Origin of the sequence: Meiothermus sp. QL-1, assembly GCF_003351145.1 — a bacterium.
Taxonomy (GTDB): domain Bacteria; phylum Deinococcota; class Deinococci; order Deinococcales; family Thermaceae; genus Meiothermus.
In genome coordinates this window covers 42,525-68,685 of record NZ_QQSV01000010.1, presented here as the reverse complement: position 1 = coordinate 68,685, position 26,161 = coordinate 42,525, and the positions used below count along the sequence as shown (strand labels likewise).

Annotated in this window: 20 protein-coding genes and 1 other RNA gene; 11 read left to right on the top strand and 10 right to left on the bottom strand. The window is 68.0% G+C overall.

Annotated features, from left to right (window positions below; translation table 11 throughout):
• Nucleotides 1-6: 6 nt before the first annotated feature.
• Nucleotides 7-1,857 (bottom strand): polyphosphate kinase, encoded by a 1,851-nt coding sequence (locus tag DV704_RS10175; RefSeq protein WP_114799469.1) that lies wholly within the window; start codon nucleotides 1,855-1,857, stop codon nucleotides 7-9.
• Nucleotides 1,858-1,991: 134 nt separating this feature from the next.
• Between DV704_RS10175 and DV704_RS10170 the strand changes: the two genes are divergently transcribed.
• Nucleotides 1,992-3,518: a Ppx/GppA phosphatase family protein gene (locus DV704_RS10170; protein ID WP_114799468.1), complete on the top strand. Its 1,527-nt coding sequence runs from the start codon at nucleotides 1,992-1,994 to the stop codon at nucleotides 3,516-3,518.
• 4 nt (nucleotides 3,519-3,522) lie between these two features.
• Entirely contained in the window at nucleotides 3,523-3,993 is a 471-nt protein-coding gene (gene sixA, locus DV704_RS10165) for a phosphohistidine phosphatase SixA (protein WP_114799467.1), read from the top strand.
• Here the strand turns inward: sixA and DV704_RS10160 are convergent.
• A complete protein-coding gene (locus tag DV704_RS10160) occupies nucleotides 3,990-4,970 on the bottom strand; it encodes a hypothetical protein (RefSeq protein ID WP_199489978.1) in 981 nt (326 codons plus the stop codon). The genes sixA and DV704_RS10160 overlap by 4 nt on opposite strands.
• Nucleotides 4,971-5,013: 43 nt before the next feature.
• Here DV704_RS10160 and DV704_RS10155 point away from each other — a divergent pair, with 43 nt between their 5' ends.
• Together DV704_RS10155 and thrS are read left to right on the top strand one after the other, a co-directional pair.
• Nucleotides 5,014-6,171, top strand: coding sequence for an MFS transporter (locus tag DV704_RS10155; protein WP_114799466.1), 1,158 nt, complete (start codon nucleotides 5,014-5,016; stop codon nucleotides 6,169-6,171).
• A gap of 68 nt (nucleotides 6,172-6,239) precedes the next feature.
• Nucleotides 6,240-8,204 (top strand): threonine--tRNA ligase, encoded by a 1,965-nt coding sequence (gene thrS, locus DV704_RS10150; protein ID WP_114799465.1) that lies wholly within the window; start codon nucleotides 6,240-6,242, stop codon nucleotides 8,202-8,204.
• Nucleotides 8,205-8,208: 4 nt separating this feature from the next.
• Here thrS and DV704_RS10145 read toward each other — a convergent pair whose 3' ends face one another.
• Entirely contained in the window at nucleotides 8,209-8,646 is a 438-nt protein-coding gene (locus DV704_RS10145) for a hypothetical protein (RefSeq protein ID WP_114799464.1), read from the bottom strand.
• Between the two features lie 119 nt (nucleotides 8,647-8,765).
• Here DV704_RS10145 and DV704_RS10140 point away from each other — a divergent pair, with 119 nt between their 5' ends.
• From DV704_RS10140 to DV704_RS10130, 3 genes are all read left to right on the top strand, one after another.
• The gene (locus DV704_RS10140) at nucleotides 8,766-9,260 is read left to right on the top strand and encodes an OmpH family outer membrane protein (RefSeq protein ID WP_114799463.1); all 495 of its coding nucleotides are present in this window, start codon (nucleotides 8,766-8,768) and stop codon (nucleotides 9,258-9,260) included.
• Nucleotides 9,261-9,262: 2 nt separating this feature from the next.
• Nucleotides 9,263-9,751, top strand: a complete 489-nt coding sequence (locus tag DV704_RS10135) for an OmpH family outer membrane protein (RefSeq protein WP_114799462.1) — start codon at nucleotides 9,263-9,265, stop codon at nucleotides 9,749-9,751.
• 88 nt (nucleotides 9,752-9,839) lie between these two features.
• Nucleotides 9,840-12,539, top strand: a complete 2,700-nt coding sequence (locus DV704_RS10130) for a DNA translocase FtsK (RefSeq protein ID WP_114799461.1) — start codon at nucleotides 9,840-9,842, stop codon at nucleotides 12,537-12,539.
• On the opposite strand, the gene DV704_RS12470 is transcribed toward DV704_RS10130, so the two are convergent.
• The 3 genes from DV704_RS12470 to ssrA form a co-directional block, all read right to left on the bottom strand.
• On the bottom strand, nucleotides 12,540-14,393 hold the full coding sequence (locus DV704_RS12470) for a S8 family serine peptidase (RefSeq protein WP_114799460.1): 1,854 nt from the start codon (nucleotides 14,391-14,393) through the stop codon (nucleotides 12,540-12,542).
• Nucleotides 14,394-14,424: 31 nt separating this feature from the next.
• On the bottom strand, nucleotides 14,425-16,596 hold the full coding sequence (locus DV704_RS10120) for a VWA domain-containing protein (protein WP_114799459.1): 2,172 nt from the start codon (nucleotides 16,594-16,596) through the stop codon (nucleotides 14,425-14,427).
• A 59-nt stretch (nucleotides 16,597-16,655) separates the two neighbouring features.
• Nucleotides 16,656-16,998, bottom strand: a transfer-messenger RNA (tmRNA) gene (gene ssrA / locus DV704_RS10115).
• 55 nt (nucleotides 16,999-17,053) lie between these two features.
• On the opposite strand from ssrA, the gene DV704_RS10110 reads away from it, so the two are divergent.
• From DV704_RS10110 to DV704_RS10100, 3 genes are all read left to right on the top strand, one after another.
• Nucleotides 17,054-17,452 carry a hotdog fold thioesterase gene (locus DV704_RS10110; RefSeq protein ID WP_114799458.1) on the top strand — a complete coding sequence of 133 codons (399 nt, stop codon included), beginning with the start codon at nucleotides 17,054-17,056 and terminating at the stop codon, nucleotides 17,450-17,452.
• Between the two features lie 177 nt (nucleotides 17,453-17,629).
• A complete protein-coding gene (gene aroF, locus DV704_RS10105) occupies nucleotides 17,630-18,673 on the top strand; it encodes a 3-deoxy-7-phosphoheptulonate synthase (protein ID WP_114799457.1) in 1,044 nt (347 codons plus the stop codon).
• A 4-nt stretch (nucleotides 18,674-18,677) separates the two neighbouring features.
• On the top strand, nucleotides 18,678-19,757 hold the full coding sequence (locus DV704_RS10100) for a prephenate dehydrogenase/arogenate dehydrogenase family protein (RefSeq protein ID WP_114799456.1): 1,080 nt from the start codon (nucleotides 18,678-18,680) through the stop codon (nucleotides 19,755-19,757).
• Here DV704_RS10100 and DV704_RS10095 read toward each other — a convergent pair.
• From DV704_RS10095 to secA, 3 genes are read right to left on the bottom strand one after another with little or no spacing between them, the layout of a single operon-like run.
• Nucleotides 19,754-20,554 (bottom strand): metallophosphoesterase, encoded by an 801-nt coding sequence (locus tag DV704_RS10095; RefSeq protein WP_114799455.1) that lies wholly within the window; start codon nucleotides 20,552-20,554, stop codon nucleotides 19,754-19,756. The two genes, DV704_RS10100 and DV704_RS10095, sit on opposite strands and share 4 nt — an antisense overlap.
• A gap of 6 nt (nucleotides 20,555-20,560) precedes the next feature.
• Entirely contained in the window at nucleotides 20,561-21,406 is an 846-nt protein-coding gene (locus DV704_RS10090) for a metallophosphoesterase (protein WP_114799454.1), read from the bottom strand.
• The gene (gene secA / locus DV704_RS10085; RefSeq protein ID WP_114799453.1) at nucleotides 21,406-24,408 is read right to left on the bottom strand and encodes a preprotein translocase subunit SecA; all 3,003 of its coding nucleotides are present in this window, start codon (nucleotides 24,406-24,408) and stop codon (nucleotides 21,406-21,408) included. The genes DV704_RS10090 and secA overlap by 1 nt, the downstream gene beginning before the upstream one ends.
• Before the next feature lie 89 nt (nucleotides 24,409-24,497).
• On the opposite strand from secA, the gene DV704_RS10080 reads away from it, so the two are divergent.
• Entirely contained in the window at nucleotides 24,498-25,178 is a 681-nt protein-coding gene (locus tag DV704_RS10080; protein WP_114799452.1) for a hypothetical protein, read from the top strand.
• On the opposite strand, the gene tsaD is transcribed toward DV704_RS10080, so the two are convergent.
• The gene (gene tsaD / locus DV704_RS10075) at nucleotides 25,168-26,145 is read right to left on the bottom strand and encodes a tRNA (adenosine(37)-N6)-threonylcarbamoyltransferase complex transferase subunit TsaD (RefSeq protein ID WP_114799451.1); all 978 of its coding nucleotides are present in this window, start codon (nucleotides 26,143-26,145) and stop codon (nucleotides 25,168-25,170) included. The genes DV704_RS10080 and tsaD overlap by 11 nt on opposite strands.
• Nucleotides 26,146-26,161: the final 16 nt, after the last annotated feature.

Genomic DNA, 26,161 nt, shown 5'->3' with positions numbered 1-26,161 from the left:
CCCATGCTACCCCCACCGCTGGGCATCGTGCCTCCCCCCCCAGCGCCGTTCCTGACCGCCGGGGGTGAGGACGTAGGCGTTGCGGTCGTCGGCCAGCTGCGCCTTCAGAATCTCCAGCACCTTGCCCTTGGCCCGGCTGTTCAGAATGGGAAAAAAAAGCTCGTAGCGCCGGTCCAGATTGCGCGGCATGGCATCGGCGCTCCCCGCCCAGACCTGCCACCGGCCCTTGTTGCGAAAGGCCACGATGCGGGCATGCTCCAAAAAGCGGCCCACCAGGCTGCGCACGTGGGCCCCTTCCCAAAGAGCTGTAAGGGTGCTGCGCACAATTAGGTGAACCCGAGCCCCTTGCCGCGTGGCCGCCTCCAGGGCCTCCAGGATGGCGGGGTCGGTGAGGTGGTTGAACTTGAGGATGATCTCACCCTTCTCGTGGGCCTCCCCCCGGATGCCCTCTAAAATCAGGTCGCGGATGGCCGGGCCGGTGCGCAAGATGCGAAGCTGGGGGGGCTGGCCGGCTTCCAGCGAGTCAAAAAAGGCCCGGACATCGGCAGTGAGGGCCGGGTGGGCGGTGAAGAGGGAAAGGTCGGTGTAAAGCCGCCCATTGATGGGGTTGTAGTTGCCGGTGCCCAGGTGAACGTACTCGTGCTCCCCCCGGCGCACGTAGAGGGCCTTGGCGTGTACCTTTTTGTCCGGCAAGGGCAGCACCCGCACCCCAGCCCCCTGAAAGCGCAGGCTCCACTCGAGGTTGGCCAGCTCATCGAAGCGGGCCCGGCCCTCCAGCAGCACCGCCACATCCTTGCCCAGCCGGGCCGCCCGAAGCAGCGCGTTGGCCAGGCCGTTCTCCTCCCCGATGCGGTAGAGGGTGGCGCGTAAAACTCTGACCTTGGGATCGCTGGCCGCCGCTTCCACGAAGGCTTCCACTGCGCCGTAGTCCTCGAAGGGGTGGTAAAGCAGCAGATCGCGCCGCTGCAGATAGCTCCAGGGGTCCTTGGCAAAGCCCTTGGGTTTCTCGGGGGCCAGGGGCTTGAACTTCTCGCTCGGGGGCCCTTGCTGGACCAGGGTGGCCACAAAGCTCAGGTCGAGCGGCGGTAGCAGGCGAAAGACCTCCTCGGGTAGAAGCCCCAGCGCCCCTCGAAGCGCCTCGGCCCAGGAGGCCGGGAAGTCCTCCTCCAGCTCGAGGTGGCTCACCTGCCCGTCGAGCCTATCCTCCAAAGCCTCGGGCAGCTCGTCCCAGTCGGCCCGGGAACGGGCTAGCTGGGCCAGGCGCACCAGGCGGAACTCGTAGAGGGGGAGTTTCTGGTTGCTGGGCAGGAAGAGGTCGCTGCGCATCCGCACCAGGGCCCCAAGCCGCACATACCCCCCCTCGCGCCCGGGCACCTCGAGCAGGCGGGGCACGCTCTGGGGCAGGCGGATGAGGTACTGCAGGGGCCCCTCGCCCGAGGCAAAGTAAAGCGCCTGGCTGGAGAGGTCGGTCAGGGCCTCGGGCTGGATCAGGTCGGTCAGGGGGGCCACCTCCTCCGCCAAGTAAGCGCCGAAGTACTGCTGCTCGGCCCGGGTAAGCTGGGCGGGCTCTAGTACGTGAATGTGCAGCCCCTCCAGGGCCTTCAAAAACTCCCGGTAAAGCTGCCCAGCCTCCTCGGCCTGGGCGCGGGCCTCGGCCAGGATGGCCTGGTAGGCCGGGCTGCCCCGCTCTTCGGCAAAAGCGCGGGAGATGCGGGCGGCAAAGAACTCGTCCAGATTGGTGGCCCAGATGGCGAGAAAGCGCAGCCGCTCCAGAAGGGGGAAGTCTGGCCGCTGGGTTTGCTCTAGAACCCTTCGGTTGAAGGAAAGCCAGCTCGCCTCTTGCGACAGGAGAACCATACCCCCTGAGTCTTTGCGGCTTCTGTCAGCAGGGCGTAGGGACGTCTTGGCCTTTTTCATCGGCTAGGCCCATTCTAGCTGCATACCCAAAAACCCGCTTGAGCTTCCCGGCGCAGACGCTCTAGGATAAACCGGTGCAACGGTTGGGCATTGTGGACCTGGGTTCGGGCACGGCCAGGCTGGTGGTCTACGCTTACGAACCCGAGCGCTATTTCCGGCTGATTGACGAGATCCGGGAAGTGGTGCGGCTGGGCGAGGGCCTGGCTGCGGGAGGCCGGCTGACCGCTGCCGGCATGCAAAGGGCCCTGGCCGCCCTCAAGCTCTACGCCGACTTTGCCCAGGCCACCGAGCTGGATGAGCTCAGGGTGGTGGCCACCAGCGCCAGCCGCGAGGCCGAAAACGGGCCCGAGTTCCTCCAGGAAGTGCGCCGCTTGGGCCTGCAGGCGCGGGTGCTCTCCGGGGAGGAGGAGGCCCGCTACGGGGTGCTGGCGGTGGCCAACTCGTTCAGTTTCGAGAATGCCTGGGTGATGGACCTGGGTGGCGGCAGCGCCCAGCTTTCCCTGATGGAAAACCGGTCCTTTCGCGGGGGGCAGGCCTACCCTTTGGGGGCGGTGCGCCTGACCGAGCTCTTCCTCAAGTCCGACCCCCCCAGAAAGGGAGAGGTGGAAGAGCTGGAGCGCTTCGTGCGGAAGGAGCTTAGGGAGGCACTGGCCCGAATGCAAGCCCGGCCGCTGCCCCTCGTGGCCATGGGAGGCACGGCGCGCAACCTGGCCAAGCTGGCCCAGCGGCGGCAGGACTACCCCCTCGACCTGCTCCACGGTTACTTCCTTTCGCGCGAGGCACTGGAGGAGGTGGTGGGGCTTCTGCTCGGGCGCTCCTTGGAGGAACGCAAGCGGCTCGAGGGGCTCCAACCGGACCGGGCCGACGTGATCGTGGCCGGGGCGCTGGTCTACCGCACCCTGCTGCGCGAGGCGGGGCTGGAGGGGCTTCACATCTCCGGCCAGGGGCTGCGCGAAGGGGTTTTCTACGAGGCCTTCCTACCCCCACCCCACCGCCTGGCCGATGTGCGCGGCTTTTCGGTGCGCAATCTGTTCGCCCGTTACCCCCAAGACCACGCCCACACCGGCCGGGTGCGCCACTTCGCCCAGCTTCTCTTCCGCCTCCTGAAGCCCCTTCACGGCTACGGCGAGGCGGAAGCACGGCTGCTGGACGAGGCCGCCTTGCTGCACGACATCGGCATGAGCGTGGGCTACTACGACCACCACAAGCACGGGGAGTACCTGGTGATGAGCGCGGCCATCCCCGGTCTGACCCACCGCGAGCAGGCCCTGCTGGGGCTTTTGGTGCGCTACCACCGCAAGGGCGAGCCCAGGCCTGGGCCCTACAAACCCCTGCTGGAGGAGGGGGATGGCAAGCGGCTTCTGCGCCTGGCGACCATTCTGCGCATCAGCGAGTACCTGGAGCGCAGCCGGGCCGGGCGGGTGGGGGGGCTCGAGGTAGAGCTCGGGGAGCCGGTGCGGCTTACTTTGCTGGCGGAGGAGGAGCCCTGGGTGGAACTGGCCGAGACCGCTAAGCAGGCCCCCCTCTTCCAGCAGGCCTTTGGCCGGGGGCTGGCCCTGGCCTGGCGACCCCAAACCCAGGAGGAAGAGGAAGTAATATAAGCCCGTGGAGCTTTACCTGGTCCGCCACGCCATCGCCCTGGAGGCCGCCCCGGGCCAGCCCGACGAGGCCCGCCCTTTGAGCGAGGAGGGCCGGGCGAAATTCAAGGAAGTGGTCAAAGGGCTAAAGCGCCTGGGGGTGCGCCTCGATCGAATCTACCATAGCCCCAAAAGGCGGGCCGTGGAGACCGCGGAGCTCTTGGTGCCCCTGCTGGAGGGCGAGACCCGCGTGACCCCGCACCTGGCCGAAGCTCCTCGGGAGGCCCTGCTGGCTGAACTCGAGGGCCAGTCGGTGGCGCTGGTGGGGCACGAGCCCTGGCTGGGGGAGCTTTGCGCCTGGCTCCTCATGGGGGAGCCCCACAGCGAGCGTTTCGCCTTCAAGAAGGGCGGTGTGGCCCTCCTGGAGGGAGAGCCCAGGCCGGGGCAGATGCGGCTTCTGGGCTTCTGGGCGCCCCGGGTCCTGCGCAGGCTGGCCTAGAGGCGAAAGGGGGTCCGCTGGCCGGCCCGGGCCACCGCGCGGGCCTCCTCGGGGGCCCAGGAGAGCCCCAACACCGCCCGGTAGGCCCGCAGGGCCTTTTCCCGCTGGCCCAGCGCGTCGGCAAGCTGCCCGTAGCGGGCCAGGGCGTAGCCCGGCAGGTAGGCCGGGTGGTGGAAGTCGGTGCGCAAAAGCTCTTCCATAAGGGCCCAGGCGTCCTCCGGCTGCCCCGCCGCCAGGTAGATCTGGGCCGCGCAGTACAGGGCCTCGGCCCCCCCCAGCTCCCTGAGCTGGGAAAGGAGCAGGGCCCAGTCGTCCGAGGGCTCGAGCCGCCAGGCTCGGTCCAGCAGGCTGCGCTGAAGCTCGAGCTCCGTGGGGGTGTGGGCCCCTGGCAAGCGGTACGTCCCCTCTGGCAGGGCCTCCGCCAAAAGCGGGTAGTCGAGAACATCCACCAAGACCACCGCCCGGCCCGAGGGCCGTCCCAAGGCCCGGGCCACCCGCTGCATGCGCAGGTGGCGCGAGCCCGTGGCTGGCCCCTCGCCAAAGGCCGCCGCATACCCCTGGTGGTACCCCCGCAGGGCCTCGAGGGTGGCCGGCTCGGCCAGCCGGGAAGGGGTGAGGGGCGTGGTGAGCAGGGCCCTGAGGGCCTCCTCCAGCGGCGCCACCTGCTGCAGCAGGGCCTGGCCCCTGGGGTACTGCGCCAGGGCCTCCCGGAAGGCCAGGGCCTCCTGGCGCAGATGAGGGTCCTCGTCCAGGGCCACCACGGCCAGGCCTGCCCTTTCGGCCCAGGGCAAAACGTGGAAGAATGAGACCTCGTTCTGGTCGCGCCAGCTCTGGGCGGCCAGCTCTTCTGGAGCGTAGGAGGCCAGGTAAAGAACCTCGGGCTGGTGCTGCCGCGCCAGCTCCAGCACCGTCACCCCGTTGTAGCGGGGATGCAGGATGTGAAAGGGGCCCAGGGTGGGAAGCAACAAGACCGACACGGCCGGTATTCTAGACCTCCGCGATAAAAGCTACCGTCTGGCGATGCTCAATGGCTGGCTGGTGATGCTGGGGGACGCTTTTTTCAACGGCTCGATTGTGCTGGCCTCCTTTGCTGCCAAGCTGGGAGCGGCCAACTGGGTGGTGGGGCTTCTGCCCTCCCTGCTTACTGCGGGCTCCATGGTGCCCCAGGTTTTCATCGCCCCCTACGTGGCCCGCCTGCCGGTTAAGGTCACGCTTTACCGACGGATGGCCTCCTTGCGCGTGGCCAGCCTGGGCATGGTGGCCCTAGGCGGGTTTTTCCTCGGGCACAAGCCCGAGCTGCTGCTTTGGGTTTTCGTCGTTGGGCTGGGGCTCAACGGCTTCTTCACCGGTTTTTCCAGCCTGCCCTTTTGGGAAACCGTGGCCAAGACCATCCCCATGGAACGCCGGGCCGCCCTTTTCTCCATGCGCAACCTGGTGGGCGGGGGCCTGGCCTTCCTGGCCGGCTTCGTGGTGCGGCAGGTGCTCGAGCTGCCCCTGCCCTTTCCCTACCCCTACGCCATCCTCTTCACCCTGGGCACCCTGGCTTTCGCCTACGGCTGGCACCTGTTCGGCCAGATTGAGGAACCCCCTGACCGGCACGTCCGCCCCGAGCGAATCTCACTTGGCCTGCCCTTTCGCGACTTTTACTTCCGCCGCTTCCTCAGGGTGCGGGTCCTGCTGGCCCTGGCCGGCATGGTCGAGCCCTTCTACGCCGCCTACGCGGTGCGAAACCTTGGGCATAAGGGGGAGATTGGGCTCTACCTGATGGTCTACACCCTGGCCTCGGTGCTCTCCAACCTGTTTTGGATACGCCTATCCCGCCGCTTCGGCTCGCGCAGCCTTATCCTGGTGGGAGCAGCCCTGGGGGCCCTGACCCCGCCGCTGGCCCTGCTCCTGCCTCCAAGCAGCTTCTGGCTGGTCTTTGCCCTGCAAGGGGTCTACCTCTCGGCCATCGGGGTGGGCACCGCCACCTATCTGGTCAACCTGGCCCCCACTGAGGCCCGCAGCTCGTACATCGGCCTCTCAAACACCATTGTGGGGTTGCTCTCCTTCTCGCCGGTGCTCGGCGGTCTCCTGGCCGACCAGGTGGGCTACGCAGGGCCCATGCTGGTGGCCGCGCTGGGCTATGCCTGGGCCCTTTATGCCGGGCGACGCTTGAAGCTGCTGGAGGCCATTTGACGCTCCCCGAGGCCCGGCGTAGACTCGTGATGGGATAGGCTCCAGGCAGGCTGGAGCCGGGGTTTTTTATGAATGCAGTGTTGCCCGACGGACGGATGCTGGAACTCTCCCCTGGCGCTACCGCCCTGGACGTGGCCCGCTCGGTGGGGCCGGGGCTGGCCAAGGCTGCGGTGGGCGCCATCGTCAACGGCGAGCTTTACGACCTGCTCAAGCCCCTGCCCAACGGGGCCAGCGTGCGCATCCTGACCGAGAAGGACCCCGAGTTCGCCCAGCTTTTCCGTCACACCCTGGCCCACGTGATGGCCCAGGCGGTGCGGGAGCTCTACGCCGAGCGGGGCCACCGGCCCGAGGAGGTGCGGCTTGCCATTGGCCCGGTTATCGAAAACGGCTTCTACTACGACCTCGAGGCCCCCACCCCGGTGCGCGAGGAGGACCTCCCCCTGATTGAGGAGAAGATGCGCCGGATTCTTGCGGCCGACCTGCCCCTGCGCCGCTTCGTGCTCCCCCGGGCCGAGGCCCTGAAGCGCTACCAGGGCATAGACCCCTACAAGACCGAGCTCATCGAGGAGCTGCCCGAGGACGAGGAGATTAGCTTCTACCAGCAGGGCAGCGAGGAGTATGGCTTCACCGACCTCTGCCGGGGCCCCCACGTGCCGAGCACCGGGCGCATCCCCCCACACTTCAAGCTGACCGGCATCGCCGGGGCCTACTGGCGGGGGGACTCGAGCCGCCCCATGCTCCAGCGCATCTACGGCATCGCTTTTCGCACCAAGGAAGAGCTGGAGCACTACCTTTGGCAGCAGGAGGAGGCCAAAAAGCGCGACCACCGCAAGCTAGGACGGGAGCTGGAGCTCTTCTTGCTCGACCCTATGGTGGGCAAGGGTCTGCCTATCTGGCTACCCAAGGGCAACGTGCTGCGGGAGCAGCTTATCGCCTTTATGCGCGAGGAGCAGGTCCGCCGGGGCTACCACCTGGTCGCCACCCCCCACATCGGGAGCATCGAGCTTTACAAGACCAGCGGCCACTTCCCCTACTACGCCGAAAGCCAGTTCCCCCTCATGGACCTGGCCGAGCGCAACGAGCACGAGCAGTACCTGCTCAAACCCATGAACTGCCCCCACCACATCCGCATCTACGCCCACAAGCCCCGCTCCTACCGCGAGCTGCCCCTCAGGCTGGCCGAGTTCGGCACCGTCTACCGCTACGAGCTTTCGGGCGAGCTCAACGGCCTCACCCGGGTGCGCGGCTTTACCCAGGACGACGCCCACATCTTCTGCACCCCCGAGCAGGTCAAAGGAGAGTTCTTGGGGGTGCTCGAGCTGGTGCTGAAGGTCTTTTCCACCCTGGGCCTTACCCACTACCGGGCCCGGGTAGGGGTGCGGGAGCCGGGCTCGGATAAGTACGTGGGCCGGGAAGAGGTCTGGCAGCAAGCAGAAGGGCAAATCATCGAGGCCTGCGAGGAGGCCGGGCTCGCCTACACCGTAGAACCTGGGGACGCGGCCTTCTACGGCCCCAAGCTGGACTTCGTGGTGCGCGACGTCCTGGGGCGGGAGTGGCAGCTCGGCACCATCCAGGTGGACTACAACCTGCCTGAGCGTTTCCAGCTCACCTACACCGGACCCGACGGGGCCGAGCACCGCCCCGTAATGATCCACCGGGCCCCCTTCGGCTCGCTGGAGCGCTTCATCGGCATCCTCATCGAGCACTTCGGGGGCGACTTCCCCCTCTGGCTGGCCCCGGTGCAGGCGGTGGTGGTGCCCATCGCCGACCGGCACCATCCCTACGCCCTGCAGGTGGCCGAGGTCCTCCGGCAGGCAGGCTTCCGGGTGGAGGTGGACACCCGCTCCGAACGCATGAACGCCAAAGTGCGCGACGCCGAGCTGCAGAAAATCCCCCTCATCCTGGTGGTGGGGGACAAGGAGGTCGAGACCGGCACGGTGAACCTCCGGGAACGGCATGTGGCCACCCAGCGGGTCCTTGGGCTCGAGGCCCTGGTGGAGGAGATGCGCGCCCGGCTCGAGGCCAGGCGCTAACCCCCTAGCGCAGCACCGCTCCTATGAGCAAGCGCCCCGAGGAGGGCGAGCCGGTAAAGGGGAATAGGCTCTGGCCACCGATGAAAAGACCTGTGTCGCGGTCCAGAGCAAACTCGACCCCAGCGCTCAGGCTGAGGAGAAACTCCGCGCTGGGCACCTTCACGCCCAGCCCCCCGCCGAAGTAGGGCCGGATGCCCCGGAGGCCGCGGTCAAACTGCCCCAGATCGGGCTTGAAAAGCACCTCTCCTCCAAGCAAGACGCCAGGACCCGAGAAAACCAGGTCGCCGTAGATGAGGCCCACCAGGTCGCGCTGCAGGCCGGCCTCCAGGCCCAACCCCAGGCTTGGGCTGGGCACAGAAACGCGCAGTTGGAAGGCCCGCTGGGCCAGGCCTAGTGAAGCAATGGCCGCAATCAGTAGGAAAAAAACAACTAAACGCTTCATCGGTTTGCTCCTTCCTGGGGCCACACCCCAGCAGGCGACACCATAGCCCGAGAAGGCCTAAGATGCCAGCCGCTTACCTCTCACGCTTCGCTAAGGGGAAAGGCGTAGGGTAGTCTGGTATGGAGCGCTTCCCGCTGCTTGCGCCATCGCTGGCCGGGCTGCTTCTAAGCGGCCTGCTCATGGCGCAGGACCGGCCCACCGCCGAAAAAATCGGTTACCTCAACGTCCAAGCCGCGGTGGAGGCCCACCCCCAGTTCGCCCGGGTCCGAGCCCTGCAGGCCCAGGCCGAGGGCGAGCTCAGGCCCCTCCAGGCTCAACTGCAAGCCCTGGAGGGGAAAATAGCTGCGGGCAGCGCAAGCCAGAGCGAGCAGCAGGCCTACTTGAACCTGGCCCAGCAGTTCCAGGCCGCAGCCCAGAAGTGGAAGGAGCAGGGGGATGCCCTCCTGATGCCCATCAACCAGGAAGTAGAGCGGGTGCTTGGGCAAATAGCCCAGCAGCAGGGTTTTGCCCTGGTGCTTGACCAAAACGTAGCCGCCAGAAGCGGCCTGGTGGTCTACGCGGAAAGCAGCCTCGACCTGACGCCTGCTGTCCTGGCCGCCCTACCCAAACCCTGATTATGAGAAACTGGACGATTGTAGCAGCGCTGGCCTTTTTGGTCCTGGGGGGCTCCCTCTTGGCCCAGAACCGCTCCGTGCCCACCCGGGTGGGCTACGTGGACGCCGAAAAGGTGGTCCAGGCCCACAAAGACTTCAAGAAGGTGCAGGACATCCGCGCCCAGGCTGAGCGGGAGCTAAAACCCCTGCGCGACCAGGCCCAGGCCCTGGAGGCCAAGCTCAGGGCCGGCAACGCCACCGCCAAAGAACAGCAGGATTACCGCATCGTGGCCCAAAGCCTGCAGGAGGCCGGGAGGAAGTGGACCGAGCGGGCCAACGCCGCCCTCAAACCCATCACCGAGGAGATCGACCAGGCCATCGCCCGGGTAGCCCAGCAGCAGGGCTTCGCCATAGTTCTGGACAAAAGGGTGGCCGCACAGAGTGGGCTGGTGGTCTACGCGGCCGATGAGCTCGACCTCACCGACGCGGTCATCAGGGCCCTGCCCAAGTAAGAGAGCCTCCCCTCAGCGCGGGATGCTTCCCGCGCTTTTTAATGCCGTTGGGGTCAGGCCTATTAGGCCCTATGTTAGAATCATAGCGATGGCAAAGGGAAAAACCAAGGGAGAGAAAGGCACCCAACCCCTCCGGGCTGACCGGCGGGACCTCGAGGCCCTCTCGCTCTTCCTCCTGGGGCTGGCTGTTCTGCTGGCCGCCGCCGTCTACTTCGGCGCCAGCCTGGCCGGGCAGCTCGGCCACAGCCTCCAGCAGGTCTTGGTGGGCAGCCTGGGCTACCTGGCCTGGCTGCTGCCCCCCTGGGTGGCCCTGCTGGGCCTCTGGCTGCTGCTGGAGCGGCCGCTGGCCGGCTTCTTCCGCGCCACCGCCCTGGGCGCTTTGGCGGGGTTCCTGACCCTGCCCTTGGCAGGGGCCTTCGGCGGGAGCCTGGGCCAGCGGTTGCATGCTTTGCTGACCGGCTGGCTGGGAAGCGCGGGGCTTCTTTTTCCCCTGCTGGCCCTGAGCCTGGTGGCCGACCTGGCCCTACGCCGGCCCCCGGGCTACCTGCTGGCTCGAGGGGTGCAGCGGGTGGTGCTGGCCGGGCGCCGGCTGTACGGGGCCTACCGCTGCGCCCAGGGGGCCAGCCGGCTGGCGGGGGAGGTGCGCGCTCTGCTCAAGCACTACCCCGAACACAAAAGCCTCACCGGCCTTCTGGAAGACCTCGAGGCCCTGCGCCGCACCCCGGTGGACGGGGCGGCCCTGGAGGGCCTGGAGCGATTGCTGGAGGAGTTCCGCGCCGAACGAACCCGGGAGCTCAAAGCCAGGCTCGAGGCCGAGCCCCGGACCCTCGAGAGCCGCCTGGAACGCCTCTCCGCCGCGCTGGCCACCGCCTTGCATGAGGGGGAGGAGCTGGCCCAGGCCCTGGAGGAGCGCCGCGCAACGCTCTTGCTGGAGATAGGCGCTCTCCTACACAAAGTCCGCACCCTCACCCGCCAGGCCGAAGGGGCCCTGGCTTCGGAACCCCCCACGGTCCAGAGCCTCCTTAAAGCCCTGGAAGCGCACCACAAGCGGCTGGCCCAGTGGCAGAAGGTCGAAGCCCTGGCGCAGGAACTGGAAAAGCGGGTGGATGGCTGGCTGCGCTGGGCCGAGTGGTTGGAGACGGCCCCCAAAGAGGCCCACCCGGCGGGGCTGCGGGCTTTGCTGGAAAAGGGCCTCTCAGCCGAACCCCCTGCCGTTAGTCCCCCAGCCGAACCCCTTTTCGACTTCGACTTCGTCTTCCCTGAGCCTGCGAAGGTGGGGGTGGCCAGCCAACCCCAGCCCCCAACCCCCAGCCCCCAGCCCCCGCGCACCACTGCTCTGGCCCTCCCCGGCTTGGAGCTGCTCGACCCGCCCGACCCTCCCCGCCTCGACCCCAGGGCCCTGGAGCGCATCACCAGGGAGCAGGCCGAGCTTATCAACCGCACCCTGGCCCACCACGGGGTAGAAGCCCGGGTGGTGGGCTGGTCCCGGGGGCCCACCGTCACCCGGTTTGAGCTCGAGCCCGCCCCCGGCGAGAAAATCAGCCGGGTGCAGAACCTGCACAACGACCTGGCCCTGGCCCTGGCGGCAGGCTCGGTGCGCATCGAAGCGCCCATTCCCGGCAAGAGCGTGATTGGCCTGGAGGTGCCCAACGCCGAGCGCGAGCTGGTGCGCTACAGCGAGGCGGTGCAGAGTCCGGCCTTTGTCCGCAGCAAGGACACCCTCCCCCTGGTGCTGGGGAAGAGCATCGACGGGGAGATGTGGGTGAGGGACCTGGCAAAAATGCCCCATCTGCTCATCGCAGGCTCGACCGGCTCGGGCAAGTCGGTGGCGGTGAACACCCTCATCGTAAGCCTGCTGTTCAGGTACCTTCCCACCGAGCTGCGCTTCTTGATGATCGACCCCAAGATGGTCGAGCTCACCCCCTACGAGGGCATCCCCCACCTGGTGCGGCCGGTGGTCACCAACCCTGCCGATGCCGCCGGGGTGCTGCTAGGGGCGGTGGCCCACATGGAGCGGCGCTACAGGATGATGAGCCAGGTGGGTGCGCGGAACCTCGAGCAGTTCAACCAGAAGATGCGCGCTGCGGGCGAACCCACCCTGCCCTACCTGGTAATCGTGATTGACGAGCTGGCCGACCTGATGATCACCGCCCCCAAGGAAGTGGAGCAGGCCATTTTGCGCCTGGCCCAGATGGCCCGCGCCACTGGTATGCACCTGATTCTGGCCACCCAGCGCCCCTCGGTGGACATTCTCACCAGCCTGATCAAGGTCAACATCCCGGCCCGCATGGCCTTCGCGGTGTCGTCCGGGTTCGACTCCCGCACCATCCTGGATACCTACGGGGCCGAGCGGCTGGTGGGCCAGGGCGATATGCTCTTCCACCAGCCTGGCCTGCCTAAGCCGGTACGGCTGCAGGGGCCCTTCCTCTCGGAAAGCGAGGTCCACCGCATCGCAGCCTTCCTGCGCGAGCAGAGTTTTGAAGACACCTTCGCGGCCCAGTACGGCAGCGACTTCGAGGGCTCCTCGAGCCTGGGCGGAGGAAGCGGGGGGGCCGGTGAGGTCGACTTTGGCGACCCCCTTCTGAAGAGGGCTGCGGAGATCGTGATTGAAGAGGGCTACGCCTCGGTTTCGCGTCTCCAGCGAAGGCTTTCCGTGGGGCATGCCCGTGCTGGCAAGCTGGTGGACGCGCTGGAGGCCATGGGCATCGTAGGGCCCCACCAGGGCAGCAAGCCGCGGGAGGTGCTCATCACCCGCGAGCAGCTGGCCGAGTACTTTGGGCGCGACTAGCTACGGGAGGACGAGGGTGCCCAGCTCCAGCGGCCCCCGCCCGCTTACCTGCACCTCCCGGGCAAGCCAGGGCTCATTCGGGTCGCAAAGACCGTTGCCGGAATCGTCGCGGCAGGCCCTCAGGGTGTAGGAGCCCGGCAGCAGGTAGGTCGAAAAAGCCCCGGTGGGCGCCGGAACCAGGCGCTCCATGGGCCCCCGGAAGTCCACCAGGAACCCCCCCCGGGGCAGGACCCAGCCGAAGGCCGCCGGTAGGTTCAAGAAGCCGTAGCCGTAGGCGTCGTCCCGGCCTGGGGGGCCCAGGTCGGTGGCGTTTTCTCTAAGAAGGGTCCAAGCCTCCGTGGGGCTCCGGCCCGCAGCCATCAGCATGGCCAGGGCAGCCGCCACCTGGGGGGTGGCCTGGGAGGTGCCGATGTAAAAGCTGTAGTTGGGCAGACCGCTGGTGTAGTCCCAGGTGGTGGAGAGAATACCCCCCCCGGTGTTGCCCCCCGGAGCGGCCATACCCACCGCGCTGTTCTGCTGGCTGTAGGGGGCCACCCGGTTATCCCGGTCGGTGGCCGCCACCGCGATGGCCCCGGGGCAGGCCGCCGGGTAGACCGGCCTTCCGGGCTGTTCCCGCTGGAAGTTGCCCGCCGCGGCCACCACCAGCACCCCCCGGTCCACCGCCTCGGCCACCGCTTCGCACATGGCCTGGGAGTAGACCAGCGAGCCCAGCGAGAGGTTGATGACCTGGGCAGGACGGGGGTTAATCAGAAGCCGCCCCCCCTTCTCCACCGGAATGCCCGCCGCATAGCGGATGGCCAGCGCCACGTTCTCGAAAGTGCCGCTCCCCCGGGGACCCAGCACCCGCAGGGGCAGCACCTTGACCGGGGCATTGTAGGCCATACCCACGATGCCCGAGGAGGAGCAGGTGGGGCAGGGCGGAGTAAAGCTGCCGCTGTTGGCCACGATAATACCGGTCACGTGGGTACCGTGGCTGCCCCCGGTCTGGGCAACCTGGTCGCAGGGGTCGGTGGGGTCGGGGTCGCCTGCATCCCCTTGCGGCTCATCGCAGGGCTGGGCGCCATCCCCCACAAAGTCATAAGCCCCCTCACCCGGCCGCCAGAGCCGCCCAGCCAGGTCGGGGTGGTCGTAGCGCACCCCGGTGTCCACCACCGCCACAGTAACCGGGGTGCTGTAGGACTGCAGGTAAGCGAAGCGGGCCCCGGTCGCACGCAGGTACCACTGCTCGGGGTAGTACTGGTCGGTGGGCTCTCCCTGGACCTGGACCTGGCCGTTGGGCTCGGCCCAGGCCACGCCAGGGTCCGAGCGCAGGCGCTCCAGGAGGGCCTGGGGTTCGGCCGCTTTGAGCTTGGTAAGGCGGTTGATGCGGTCGTGGGCCAGCACCTGCACCCCCTGGGGCAGCACCGGTGGGCTGGTGCGGTACTTGACCAGGACCTCGCCGGCGGGGCCGGAAGGCGGCTCGGTCCTGGGGCCGGCCGGGGACCAGGCCTGCGGCGCTGGGCTTCCCTCCTCCACCCGTCCCTCCACCCGTACCAGCGGCAGGCGCACCACAATACGGGCCTGGACATCGCCTGAGAGCAGCAGGGTTCCCCGAATCTCGGGCTGCTCCTCGATTTCTCTAGCAAAGCGGGCGCTCAGGGCCACCGTCCTGGGGCCCAGCCCGCTGGCCGGGCTGGCCGTGAGCCAGTCGTCCAGCGGCGTCAGCCGCCAGGCCACATGGGTGCCCACCCGCAGCACCAGGGCACCCTGGGTGCCCTCCAGCACCACCTCGGCCGGAACGAACGGGGCCACCCCAGGCTCCCAGGCCGGCGACGCGCAACCCGCCAGCAGCAGCAACCAGAGCCAGCGCCACACTGCCCCAACCCTACCCCTTTTGAAGACAAAGTCAAGCCGATTTTGCCAGGGGCACCAGCCGCCGGTGCTCGAGGTAGCGCTCCAGCAGGAAAAGCAAGAGCGCCAGGGCTATGAGCGGAAGCTGCAGGCTCACACCTTTACGCCCGGGCAGGCTGCGCAGTTCGGCAGGGTCGGCGAGGAGGCGCCCCCCGCTGGCCTCGGCCAGCCGCCGCAGGTTTTCCTGCCCGTCCTCCAGGCGCCACTCCGGCAAAGCCGGCAGCTCGAGGCGAAGGCGGGGCTCCCCATCGAGCACCACCGCCTGCCCCACCGCCCCCCGCGGCAGCCGGGCCTCGTAGCGCAAAGGGCCCACCGGCATGAAGGGTTGTTCCCGCCCGAAGGCCCGGAGCACCGGGCGCTCGAACTGGCCCTCGAGCACCACCCGCACCAACCCCTCCTCCCGCAGCGCCTGCACGCGGGGCCGGGCAGGGGTCTGGGCCAGCCAGCGCACCAGCTCGGCTGCCAGCCTCGAAGCCCCGCTCCACTCCTGCCAGGAGCGGGACAGGTCGGTGGCCAGGGCGGCCACCCGGCCCCGCCCGCTCTCCCCCACGGCCAGGATCACCCCCTCCCCGCTGGTCAACACGGCCTGGGCCCAGGGTTTGGCCCTGGCCGGAAGGAGTACCGAGACCGGCGGCGGGGCCGTCCCCCGGCTCACCGGGTGGGGGCGCACCGTCACGGGGAAGCGCCCCTCCAGCACCTCCCGGCGAAAGGCCCGCTGGGCTTCCTCCAGGAAGAAGCGGGGCAGGTCCTGGGGCCGCGGCACATCCCAAAAGCTCCCGCCCCCAGCCTCGGCCAGCTCGCGCAGAAAGCGCCGGTCGGCATCGGCGCCGATGGCCACGGTGCTGGTCTTTATCTCGGGACTGGCCCGGCGGGCCGCCTCGAAAATCTCGGGGGCCGCGTCGGCCACCAGGCCGTCGGTAAGGGCGATGACCTGCTTGGATTTGGTGGGCACGTCCTCCAGGGCCTCCAGGGCCTCGAGGTAGGCCCGGCGGATCATGGTTCCCCCCCCGGCCTCTATGGAGAGCAATAGGCTTTCAGCCTCTCTGCGGCCCTGCTCGGTCATGGGGCGGGGCCGGAACAGCCAGCGGGGCCTGTCGGAAAAGAGCACCACCCCGATGTAGTCCTGGGACCGGGCTGAGCGAACGAGCTCCAGCGCCCCCACCACCGCCAGCCCCAGCTTGTCGGCCTCGAGCATGCTCCCCGAGACATCCAGCACCAGCACGATGCCCATCCCCCCGGGCTCCTCCACCGGCTCCAGGGGCAGGCTGTCGGCCAGGCTGCTCCGCTCCCACCCGCCGAAGAAAAGCCCCCGGGGGGTGGCGGTCCAGAGCAGGCTGCCGCCCTGCTGCAAGAAGCTCTGCAGGGCATCCAGCTCTGCCGCCGAAAGGTCGCGCGCCCCCACCCCCAGCGCCACCACCTCGGCCCTGATGGGCAGCGCAACCTCCTGCCGCTCCTCCACCAAAAACCCCTGCGCCCGCAGGTAGCGGGCCAGCGCGGCATCCCCCAACACCCAGACCCGGGTGGCGTCGGAAGGGCTGAGCTCGAGCCGGGCCTCCCTGTCGCCCAGAGGGCTTTCCAGGCGGGCCCTGACCACCGCGGGCTCCTCCAGGCGGAAACGGTAACCCAGGCTCTGCCGCCCAGGAGCCAGCTCCACCCGGCGCGAAAGCCGCCCCGCCGGGCCCTCTAGGGTGAGCCGGGCCTCGGTGGGGGCGGTAGCCTCCAGCACCGCCCGCACCTCCACCGTCTCCCCCCGCAAGGGCAGGGCCGGACCCACCAGGCTGAGGGCCACGTAGGGGCTGGGCGGCTGGTAGAGCGCGTAAAGGGGGACCTTGGGTGGCAGAGGCTCATCCTGAAAAAGCCCGTCGGAAACGAGCACAATCCGGTCTGGCTTCAGCTCCATAGCCTTTTTCAGGGCCTCCTCCAGCCGGGTGCCCTCTCCCAGGTCGAGCCGCCGGGCCGTGGGGGCTGCTACCTCCACCGCCCCGCTGGCAAAGGCCACGTACTGCGCCCCGGGGAGCTCGAGTCGTGGAGCTAGCTGCCATACCGCCTCCCGCGCCGAGGGGCTCTGGTCCAGAAGTACCACCGTGCGCACTGGGGCCAAAGGCAGGCTGGGGCCCCAGAAGGCCAGGAGCAAAAGGAGAATGACCAGGCCACGCAGGTAGAGCACAGCCCCATTATGGGGCCCAAAGATTAAAGGGAACCAGCGGCTAAAGCGCCCGCTGGCGATGGTGGAGGCGAGGGGAGTCGAACCCCTGTCCAAAGACCCCTCCGGCAGACATCTACGTGCGTAGTTGGCGCTTGCTCGTCGCCCAGGCTTACGCCGCCAACCGCGGGCCTGGGCCCAGCCCCGTGGAATCTCGCCCTTGGCTACGGAGCCTTGCCGCAGGCCAGCCGACTTTGGGTCGCCCCTTCAGCGAGCCATCGGCTGGGCTTCTGAGGGGCGTCGCTTTAAGCAGCGAGAGCGTAGGTCTTGTTGCCAGTTATGGCTTTGCCCATTTTTACGAGGCCATGGGCTACCTCGGCACGCCGCCTTGCCTTTGGGCATCCCTGTCGAAACCAGTACGCCCCCAGGCAAGTTTTTATTGTAACCGTTTTTTTCTCTTTTGAGAAGTATGCTGGGCGTCATGGAAACCAAAAGCCTCCAACTCGACGGGGAAAGCCTCCTGAAGACCCTGGGCATCCGTATCCTGGAAGCCAGCCCGCAAAGGGTGGTGGCCGAGATGGAGGTCACCCCAAAGCTCCACCAGCCTTTCGGCTACCTCCACGGCGGAGCCTCGGTGGCCCTGGCCGAAACCGTGGCCAGCATCGGGGCCTACCTGGGCGCGCCTGAGGGCCACACCAGCTTCGGCATGGAGATCAACGCCAACCACCTGCGCTCGGTGCGCTCAGGCAGGCTGACCGCCACGGGAACGCCCCTGCATTCGGGGCGCACCACCGCGGTCTGGAACGTCGAGATTCGCGACGAGGAGGGCAGGCTCATCTGCATCTCGCGCTGCACCCTGGCCATCACCCCCTTGCGTTGACAAAAACCCAGCAGGCCCCGTAGACTCACGGCATATGCAGACCTACCGGGGATTCAGCTTCGGCTACTTTTACTTCTATTGGCCTTGCGTCCCCGTGAGGCTGGCATAGCGGTTTGGCGCAAAGCGGCTTCCGGGGACCCTCCCCGGAAGTTTTTCTTTGCGCGGAAGGAGAGGTGAATGCTCATCATCCTGAAGCACGGCGCAGGCCCAAAGGAGATCGAGATGGTGGTAGAAGAGGTGCGGCGGGTAGGCTACCGGCCCCATGTTTCCGAAGGGGAACACACCACGCTCGTGGGGGCCATAGGCCGGGGGCCCACCCCGGAGCTTATAGAGCACTTCCGGGCGCTAGAACCGGTGCGGGAAGTGATTCCCATCTCCAAGCCCTACAAGCTGGCCAGCCTCGAGGTCCAGCCCAAGCCCACCGTGCTGCGCTTCCCCACCGGGGCCACCGGGGGGGGCGAGGTGCTGATTGCGGCAGGGCCCTGCGGGGTGGAGAGCTTGGAGCAAACCCTCACCACGGCCCGCTATGTGAAGAAGCACGGCGCCCAGATGCTCCGCGGGGGGGCCTTCAAGCCCCGCACCTCCCCCTACAGCTTCCAGGGGCTGGGGGAGAAGGGACTGGAGATTCTGGCCCAAGCCCGGCAGGAGACCGGGCTGCCCGTGGTAACCGAGGTGATGTCGCCCGAGCAGGTAGAACTGGTGGCGAGCTATGCCGACGTCCTCCAAATCGGGGCCCGCAACGCGCAGAACTTTGCCCTGCTGCAGGCCGCCGGCCAGGCCGGGCGGCCGGTGCTCCTGAAGCGGGGGATGAGCATGACGTTGGAGGAGTTTTTGATGTCGGCCGAGTACATCCTGGCCCAGGGCAACATGCGGGTGATTCTGGTGGAGCGGGGCATCCGCACCTTCGAAAAGTCCACCCGCTTTACCCTGGACGTCTCAGCGGTGCCGGTGCTCAAAAGCCTCACCCACCTGCCAGTCTGGATCGACCCCTCGCACGCCGCTGGAAAGCGCGACTGGGTGACGGCGCTGGCCCTTGCCGGCCTGGCCGCTGGGGCGGACGGGCTCATCGTGGAGACCCATCCTGAGCCAGAAAAAGCCCAGTCCGACGCAGCCCAGCAGCTCACCGAGGCCCAGTTTGCCGAGATGATGGGTAAAATCAAGGCGCTTCTGCCGGCCCTGGGGCGCCGGCTCTCGCAGCCCCTCGAGCCGGTGGTCGACTAGCATGATGAAGCCCCTTTTCACCAAGGTCGGTATCTTTGGCATCGGCCTTTTAGGGGGCAGCGTGGCCCTGGGCCTGCGCGAGCGCTTTTTGGCTGAGGAGGTCCATGCCTACGACCCCGATCCCAAGGCCTTGGAGGATGCCCTGGCCCTGCAGGTGGTGGACCGGGTCCACCCCAGCCCCGGGGCCTGGATAGAGGAGCTCGAGCTCGGGGTGCTGGCGGCGCCGGTGGGGGTCTTGGTGGAGGAGGGGCGGCGGCTGGCCCGCTACTCGAGCCCCTCTACCCTCTGGATGGACGTGGGAAGCGTCAAGGGCCCGGTGGTGGAGGCCCTGACCGGGGTGCTGCCCCGGTTCGTGGGCACCCACCCCATGGCCGGAAGCGAGAAGGCCGGGGTGGAAGCGGCCCACGCTGGCCTCCTGCAAAATGCGGTCTGGGTGCTGACCCCCAACGGCAAGACCGACCCCGAGGCCCTGGCGCAGGTGCGGGGGTTGGTGGAAAGCCTAGGGGCCTACCCGCTGGAAATCTCCCCTGCTTTACACGACCGGCTGGTGGCCCGGGTCTCCCACCTGCCCTACCTGCTGGCGGTGGGGCTCAACCGGCTGGTGGCCCAGGACCCACACCAGGAGCTTCTGATGTTTCTGGCCGCGGGGGGCTTCCGCGACCTGACCCGGGTGGCCTCGGGCTCCCCCCGGATGAGCCGGGACATGGTGGTGGCCAACAAGGCAGCGCTGAAGGAGGCGGTGGAGGACCTGCGGGCGGTGATGCTGGAGCTAGAGCGGCTTCTGGAGGAGCCCGAGGCCCTGCTCGAGGTGGCCCAGGCGGCCAAGCGCACCCGCGATGCCTTGCCCATCGTCAAGCGCAGCCTGCTCCCGATGATGCACGAGCTGGTGGTCCAGGTACCCGACCGGCCGGGCCAGATCGCCAGGGTCTCCACCGCTTTGGGCCAGGCCGGCATCAACATCAAAAACTTCGAGGTGCTGGCCATCCGCGACGAAGGAGGGGCCATCCGCATGGGCTTCGCCACCCCAGAAGAGCGGGAGCAGGCCCGAAAGATCCTGGAAGAAATCGGCTACCGGGTGCGCTAAAGCGGGACGAGGCGGTGCACCGCCAGCTCAGCCGGGCAGGCCACCCGCACGGGCAGGGTGGCCATTCCCAGGCCCCGCGAGATGAAGGCCGGCACCGGCGCTTCCACCCAGCCGGCGGCAAACTGCTGGCCATAGAGGGAGGAGGTGAAGGCCGGGCCGTACCCGGGCAGGACCACCTGGCCCCCGTGGGTGTGGCCGCAGAGGGTGAGGCCCACCGAGGAGGGCACCTGGTACAGGTAGTCTGGGTTGTGGCAAAGGAGCAGGGCAGCCGAGTTCCCCCGCCAGCCCGAAAGGGCCCTCTCCACATCGGGCTCGCCGTGCCAGAGGTCCTCCACCCCAGCCAGGTAGAGGTCGGGGCGCAGCCAAAGCCCCCGATTGTTGAGCACGCCTATACCCAGGTCGGCCAGGCGCCGCTCCAACCCCACGGGCGGCTCTAGGGGCACCTTGGGGGGGTTTAGGCGGTTGACCCGTCTTCCGGGGTGCTTGGGGGCGTAGCCGCTGTAGCGGTAATCGTGGTTGCCCAAAACCGCCCAGACCCCCAAGGAAGCCCGGAGGCGCCCGAGCTCGGCCAGGCCAGCCGCCACCAGGTCCTCGTCTGCGGAATCGGTGATGTCGCCGGTGATCACCACCAGGTCGGGCCCCTCGGCCAAGGCCGCCTCCACCCAGCGCCGCACCGAGCCAGCCCGGATGAAAAAGCCGATGTGCAAATCGGAGAGGTGGGCCACCCGCAAGGGCGCCTGCAGCCCCGGTAGGGCGCGCTGGTAATGGGTTACGCTAAAGGCATAGCCGAAGACCATGGCCAATCACCCTGGCAGAAAGTCGAAGACCACCAGTTCGGCCGGAACGTTCAGCCGCAGGGGCAGGCCCGTTACCCCCAGGCCGCGCGAGACGAAGCCCGGCACCGGGGGTGAGGCGGGGCTCAGGCCCGGGCTGTACCAGCCCCCCAGGTAGGCCTGGCCGTAGTAGGAGGGCGTCCAGGGTGCCCCCACCCCCGGCAGATAGACCTGCCCTCCATGGGTATGGCCGCTCAGCGCCAGCGAGACCGGCAGGCCGAAGTAGAAGTCCCAGTAGTCGGGGTTGTGGGCCAGGGCCAGGCTGGCCTTGCCCTTGCGGTAGCCGGCCAGGGCCGCTTTGGGATCGGCCTCGCCGAGCCAGTAATCGTCCACCCCGCTCAAGTAGAGGTCGTCGCGCACCCACACGCCCCGGTTGGTGAGGGGCTCGATGCCGTGGCGGGGAAGGTGGCGGGCCAGGAAGCGCCTGGCCTGGGGCAGGCCGTGGTCGTGGTTGCCCCAGACCGCCCAGACCCCCAAGGAAGCCCGAAGCCGCCCCAGCTCAGCTAGAAGCCCCTCTAGATCGGGCGGGCCAAGCCGCAGCCAGGGCAGCCGCAGGCCCGACTCGATGAAATCGCCGGTAATCACCACCAGGTCGGGCCCCTCGGCCAAAGCCGCCTCCACCCAGCGCCGCACCGAACCGGCCCGGATAAAGGGGCCGTAGTGCAGGTCGCTGAGCTGCACCACCCGCACGGGGCGCTCGAGCCCGGCCAAAACCCGCCGATGCCGGCTTACCTGGAAGCGGTAGGGGGTGGCCGAGGCCAGAAGCGCCCCTCCTCCCAGCGCCAAGAGGGCCAGAACGCGGCGGCGGGAGAGCATCAGCTCGAGCCCTTGTTCCTCTTCCGCTCCTCCCGCTCCAACCGGCGGCGCTCGGCCCGGCTCAGCCCGGTGTAGGCCGGCCGGGCAGGGCGGCGCACGCTGAAGGGGTCGGACTGGGGCGGGGCGTAGGCCACCCCAGGGTCGGCCGGTGCTGGGGCGGGCTGGCGGTTCACCTCCACCTGGAGGCGGAAAAGGAAGCGGGTGACCTCGCTTTTGATGCTAGCAATCATCTCGTTGAAGAAGCGGGTGCCCTCGAGCTTGTACTCCTGGAAGGGGTCGCGCTGGCCATAGCCCCGCAGGAAGATGCCCTGCTTGAGCACATCCATGCTGTGCAGGTGCTCCTTCCAAGCGTTGTCCACCACCTGCAGGGTCACGAAGCGCTCCACCGCCCGCATAAGCCCCGGCCCCTGGGCGTTGAGCTCGGCCTCGCGGGCCTCGTAGGCGGCCCGGGCCGCCTCGATTAGCCGCTCGATGCCCTCCTCGGCCTTGTGCTGGCGCAGGCTTTCGAAGTCAAAGTCCTTCAGGGCCGGGATGTAGTCCAGAATACTTGTCCGCAAACCCTCCAGGTCCCAGTCCTCGGGGTGCTGCTCGGGGTTGAGGTAGTTCGAGGCCACCGCATCCACGGTATCCTCGATCATGGCCAAGGCCCCCTCCCGCACCACCTCATCGCTGCCCAGAAGCACGTTGCGCCGCTGGGCGTAGATCACCTCGCGCTGGCGGGCCATCACCTCGTCCAGCCGCAAAAGCTGCTTGCGTATGTCGAAGTTGCGGTCCTCCACCCGCTTCTGCGCCCGCTCGATGGAGCGGGTCACCATCTGGTTCTCGATGGGCTCGGAGTCGTCGAAGCCCATCCGGTCCAGCATGGCGATTACCCGCTCGGAGGCGAACAGGCGCATCAGGTCGTCGTCGAAAGAGACATAAAAGCGGCTGCTGCCCGGGTCGCCCTGGCGGCCTGAACGGCCCCTTAGCTGGTTGTCGATGCGGCGCGACTCGTGCCGCTCGGTGCCGATGATGTGCAGCCCGCCCAGCTCCTTGACCCGCACCTCGTCGGCGGCGCAGGTATCGCGCAGGCGGCGGATCTCGTCGATCACCGCCTGGCGCACCCCGATCTCGCCTGCCAGGCGCAAAGCCTCCTCCTCCTCCCCCTGCACCAGCTTTTTGATAAAGAGCTCGATGCGCCACTCCGAGCGGGGATCCAGCCCCTCCTTGCGCAGGAGGTCGGCCGCCAGGTACTCGGCATTGCCCCCCAGCTTGATGTCGGTGCCGCGGCCGGCCATGTTGGTGGCGATGGTCACGGTCCTGCTCCGCCCGGCCTGGGCCACAATCTCGGACTCCTTCTCGTGGTACTTGGCGTTCAGGACCTGGTGGGGAATGCCCTTGCGGATAAGCTCGGCGGTGTGCACCGCCCGCTTGAGGTACTCCCAGTAGGTGCGGATGTTGCCCTTGGGCGGAATAAGGCCCTCAAAGGCCTCCAGGTCCGCGTCGCGCAGGCTGCCCGGGCGGGCCAGCGCCTTCCTCAGCTTCTCCCAGCCCTCGCCCGACTGCTTCTCCGTCGCCTTCAAAAGCAGCTGGGCCCGGGCCTCCAGGCGGGGCAGGAAGTGGCGCACATCCTTGAGCATGCTCGAAAGCCGCTCCGACTTCTCCACCGAGATGGTGCCCACCAGCACCGGCTGGCCCCGCTCGTACTTCTCGGCAATCTCCTCCACCACGGCGAAGAACTTGCCCCGCTCGGTGCGGTAGACCACATCGGGAAAGTCCTTGCGAATGACGGGACGGTGGGTGGGGATGCTCACCACGTCCATGCCGTAAATCTCCTGGAACTCCTTCTCCTCGGTCTTGGCCGTGCCGGTCATGCCGGCGGTCTTCTCGAAGAGGCGGAAGAAGTTCTGGTAGGTGATGGTGGCCAGGGTCTGGTTCTCCCGCTCGATCCGGACCCCCTCCTTGGCCTCGATGGCCTGGTGCAGCCCCTCGCCGAAGCGGCGGCCTGGTTGGAGGCGGCCGGTGAACTCGTCCACAATGATGACCTGCCCGTCCTGAACGATGTACTCGCGGTCCTTGAAGTAGAGCTCCTTTGCCCTTATGGCCTGGATCAGCATGTGGGCGAGCTCCATGTTTTCGGTGTTGAAGAGGCCCTCCACGCCCAAGAGCTTCTCGGCCTTGGCGATGCCCTTCAGGGTCAGGTGGACCGACTTCTGCTTCTCCTCCACAATGTAATCGCCGGTGGGCTCGGCCTTGCTTCCCACCGGGGGTTTTTCGCCGCGCTCGAGCTTCTTGGCGATCTCGGCCATGCGGTAGTAGACGTCGGTGGCCTTTTCCGCCGGCCCCGAGATGATAAGGGGGGTGCGGGCCTCGTCCACCAAAATCGAGTCCACCTCGTCGATGATGGCGTAGTGCAACGGGGTGTCGTGGCGGAGCACGAGCTGCTCGGGGGTGACCGCCATGTTGTCGCGCAGGTAGTCGAAGCCGAGCTCGCTGTTGGTCACATAGGTCACATCGCAGAGGTAGGCCCGGCGGCGCTCCTCTGGGCTGGAATGGTTCTGCACCACCCCCACCGAAAGGCCCAGGCCGCGGTAGATGGGCCCCATCCACTCCGCATCGCGCCGGGCCAGGTAGTCGTTCACCGTGACCAGGTGCACCCCCTTGCCGGTGAGGGCGTTCAGCGCCACCGCCAGGGTGGCCACCAGGGTCTTGCCCTCCCCGGTCTTCATCTCGGCAATCTTGCCCTCGTGCAGCACCGCGCCCCCGATGAGCTGCACATCGTAGTGGCGCAGGCCCAGATACCGCTTGGAGGCCTCGCGGGTGAGAGCGAAGACCCGGGGCAAAAGCTCGTCCAGGCTGGCCCCTTTTTGGTGCATCTCGCGCAGCCGAGCGTACTCAGCGGCGAGGTCTTCGATGCGCGAGATCTCGTCCTCGAGCGCGTTGACCGGCTCCACCACGGTCTTCCAGTAGCGGGCCACCTTGCGCTCGTTGTTGTCCAGCAACCTAGCAATCCAGGCCAGCATAACCAACTGCGATTCTACCCTCTCCGCATGAGATATGGCTGCGGGCACAACCTGACCCTTCCGTCACAGGTCTTCGCTACACTGTATCTATGCGCTTTGCCCTGCTGGCCTTTCTGCTCAGCCCCTCGACAGCCCAGCTCTGCGACCAACCCTTTTCCCCGGCCCGGCCCGGCTGGGAGTGGCAGTACCGGGTCTCGGGCAGCCAGAACTTCACCTACACCCTGCGCAAAACCCAGATTGGCCCCACCAGCTACACCCAGGTGCGCGAGGGCCCCACCGGACGGGAAGAACTGCGCTTCCGCTGCGCACCGGAGGGCATCTACCCCATCGACTTTGGCAGCCCGAGCGGCAACCGTCTGGAGGCCGGGGGCCAGCCGGTGAGCTACAACCTCGAGGTAATCCGGGCCACCGGGGTGGCCATCCCCGACTACGACGCCTGGACGGTGGGGAATAGCTGGAGGCTGGTGCTGGAGGTGCAGGGCAGCGGCCAGCAAGGGCCTCTGCGCTTCAACATAAGCGGCACCCTCGAGACCACCTACAAGGTGGTGGCCCAGGAAACCGTCGTCACGCCGGCCGGGCGCTTCCTGGCCTACAAACTCCAGACCCAGTTCACCACCCGCCTCCGCGCCAGCGCCGGGCCCCTGAGCTTTCCCTTCCAGTTTGAAAGCCAGGGGACGAGCTGGTACGCCGAGAATGTGGGGCTGGTCAAAAGCGTGCAGAAGACCCGGGAGGGCGAGAGCGTCACCGAGCTGGTGGCCCTCAAGAGGTAGCCAGGGGCAGGTAGGGGGCTGCCGGCACCCCCAGCTCGCTTCCCGGGTGGCGCTCCCGGGTGCGCCAGGCGGCCAGGGCCACCATGGCCCCGTTGTCGGTGGCCAGGCCCCTGGGGGGGAAGAAAAGCTCTAGCCCGGCCCCCTGCAGCCGGGCCTGGAGCGCCCGGTTCTGCGCCACCCCGCCGGCCACCAGCAGGGTGGTGTGGCCGGTGCTGCGCGCGGCCCGGAGCACCACCTGGGCTATGTGCTCGACGGCCACCTGCTGGAAGCGGGCGGCCACATCGGCCGGGGCATAGCCCTTTTTGAGGGCCTGCACCACCGCGGTCTTGAGGCCAGAGAAGCTGAAGTCGAAGCCCTCCTGCCCCTGTAAGGGCACGCTCAGGGGCACGCGGGAGGGGTCGCCCTCCGCCGCCAGCCGCTCGATCTCGGGCCCTCCGGGATAGCCCAGCCCCAAAGCCCGCGCCGCCTTGTCGAAGGCTTCTCCGGCAGCGTCGTCCAGGGTGGCCCCTAAAAGCCGGTAGGTGCCCCAGGCGGGCACCTCGAAGAGGTGGGTGTGCCCCCCCGAGGCCACCAGGGCCAAGAAGGGGGGCGCGACCTCGGGGTGATGGGCCAGGGCCGCGTAGATGTGGCCCTCGAGGTGGTGCACCGCCACGAAGGGCCGCCCCAGGGCAAAGGCCAGCCCCTTGGCGTAGGTGAGGCCCACCAGCAAGGCCCCCACCAGGCCGGGACCCCGGGTAGCGGCAATCAGGTCCAGGTGGCGCACCCCAACCCCCGCCTCGGCCAAAGCTGCCCTCACCAGGGGGTCAATCGCCTGCACGTGCTCCCGCGAGGCCAGCTCCGGTACCACCCCGCCGTAGCCCTGGTGCCTCGAGGCCTGCGAGGCCACCAGGTTCACCACCACCTGCCCATCCCGCACCAGGCCCACCCCGGTATCATCGCAGGAGGTGTCGATGCCCAAGACCCACACAAACCCGATTTTGCCC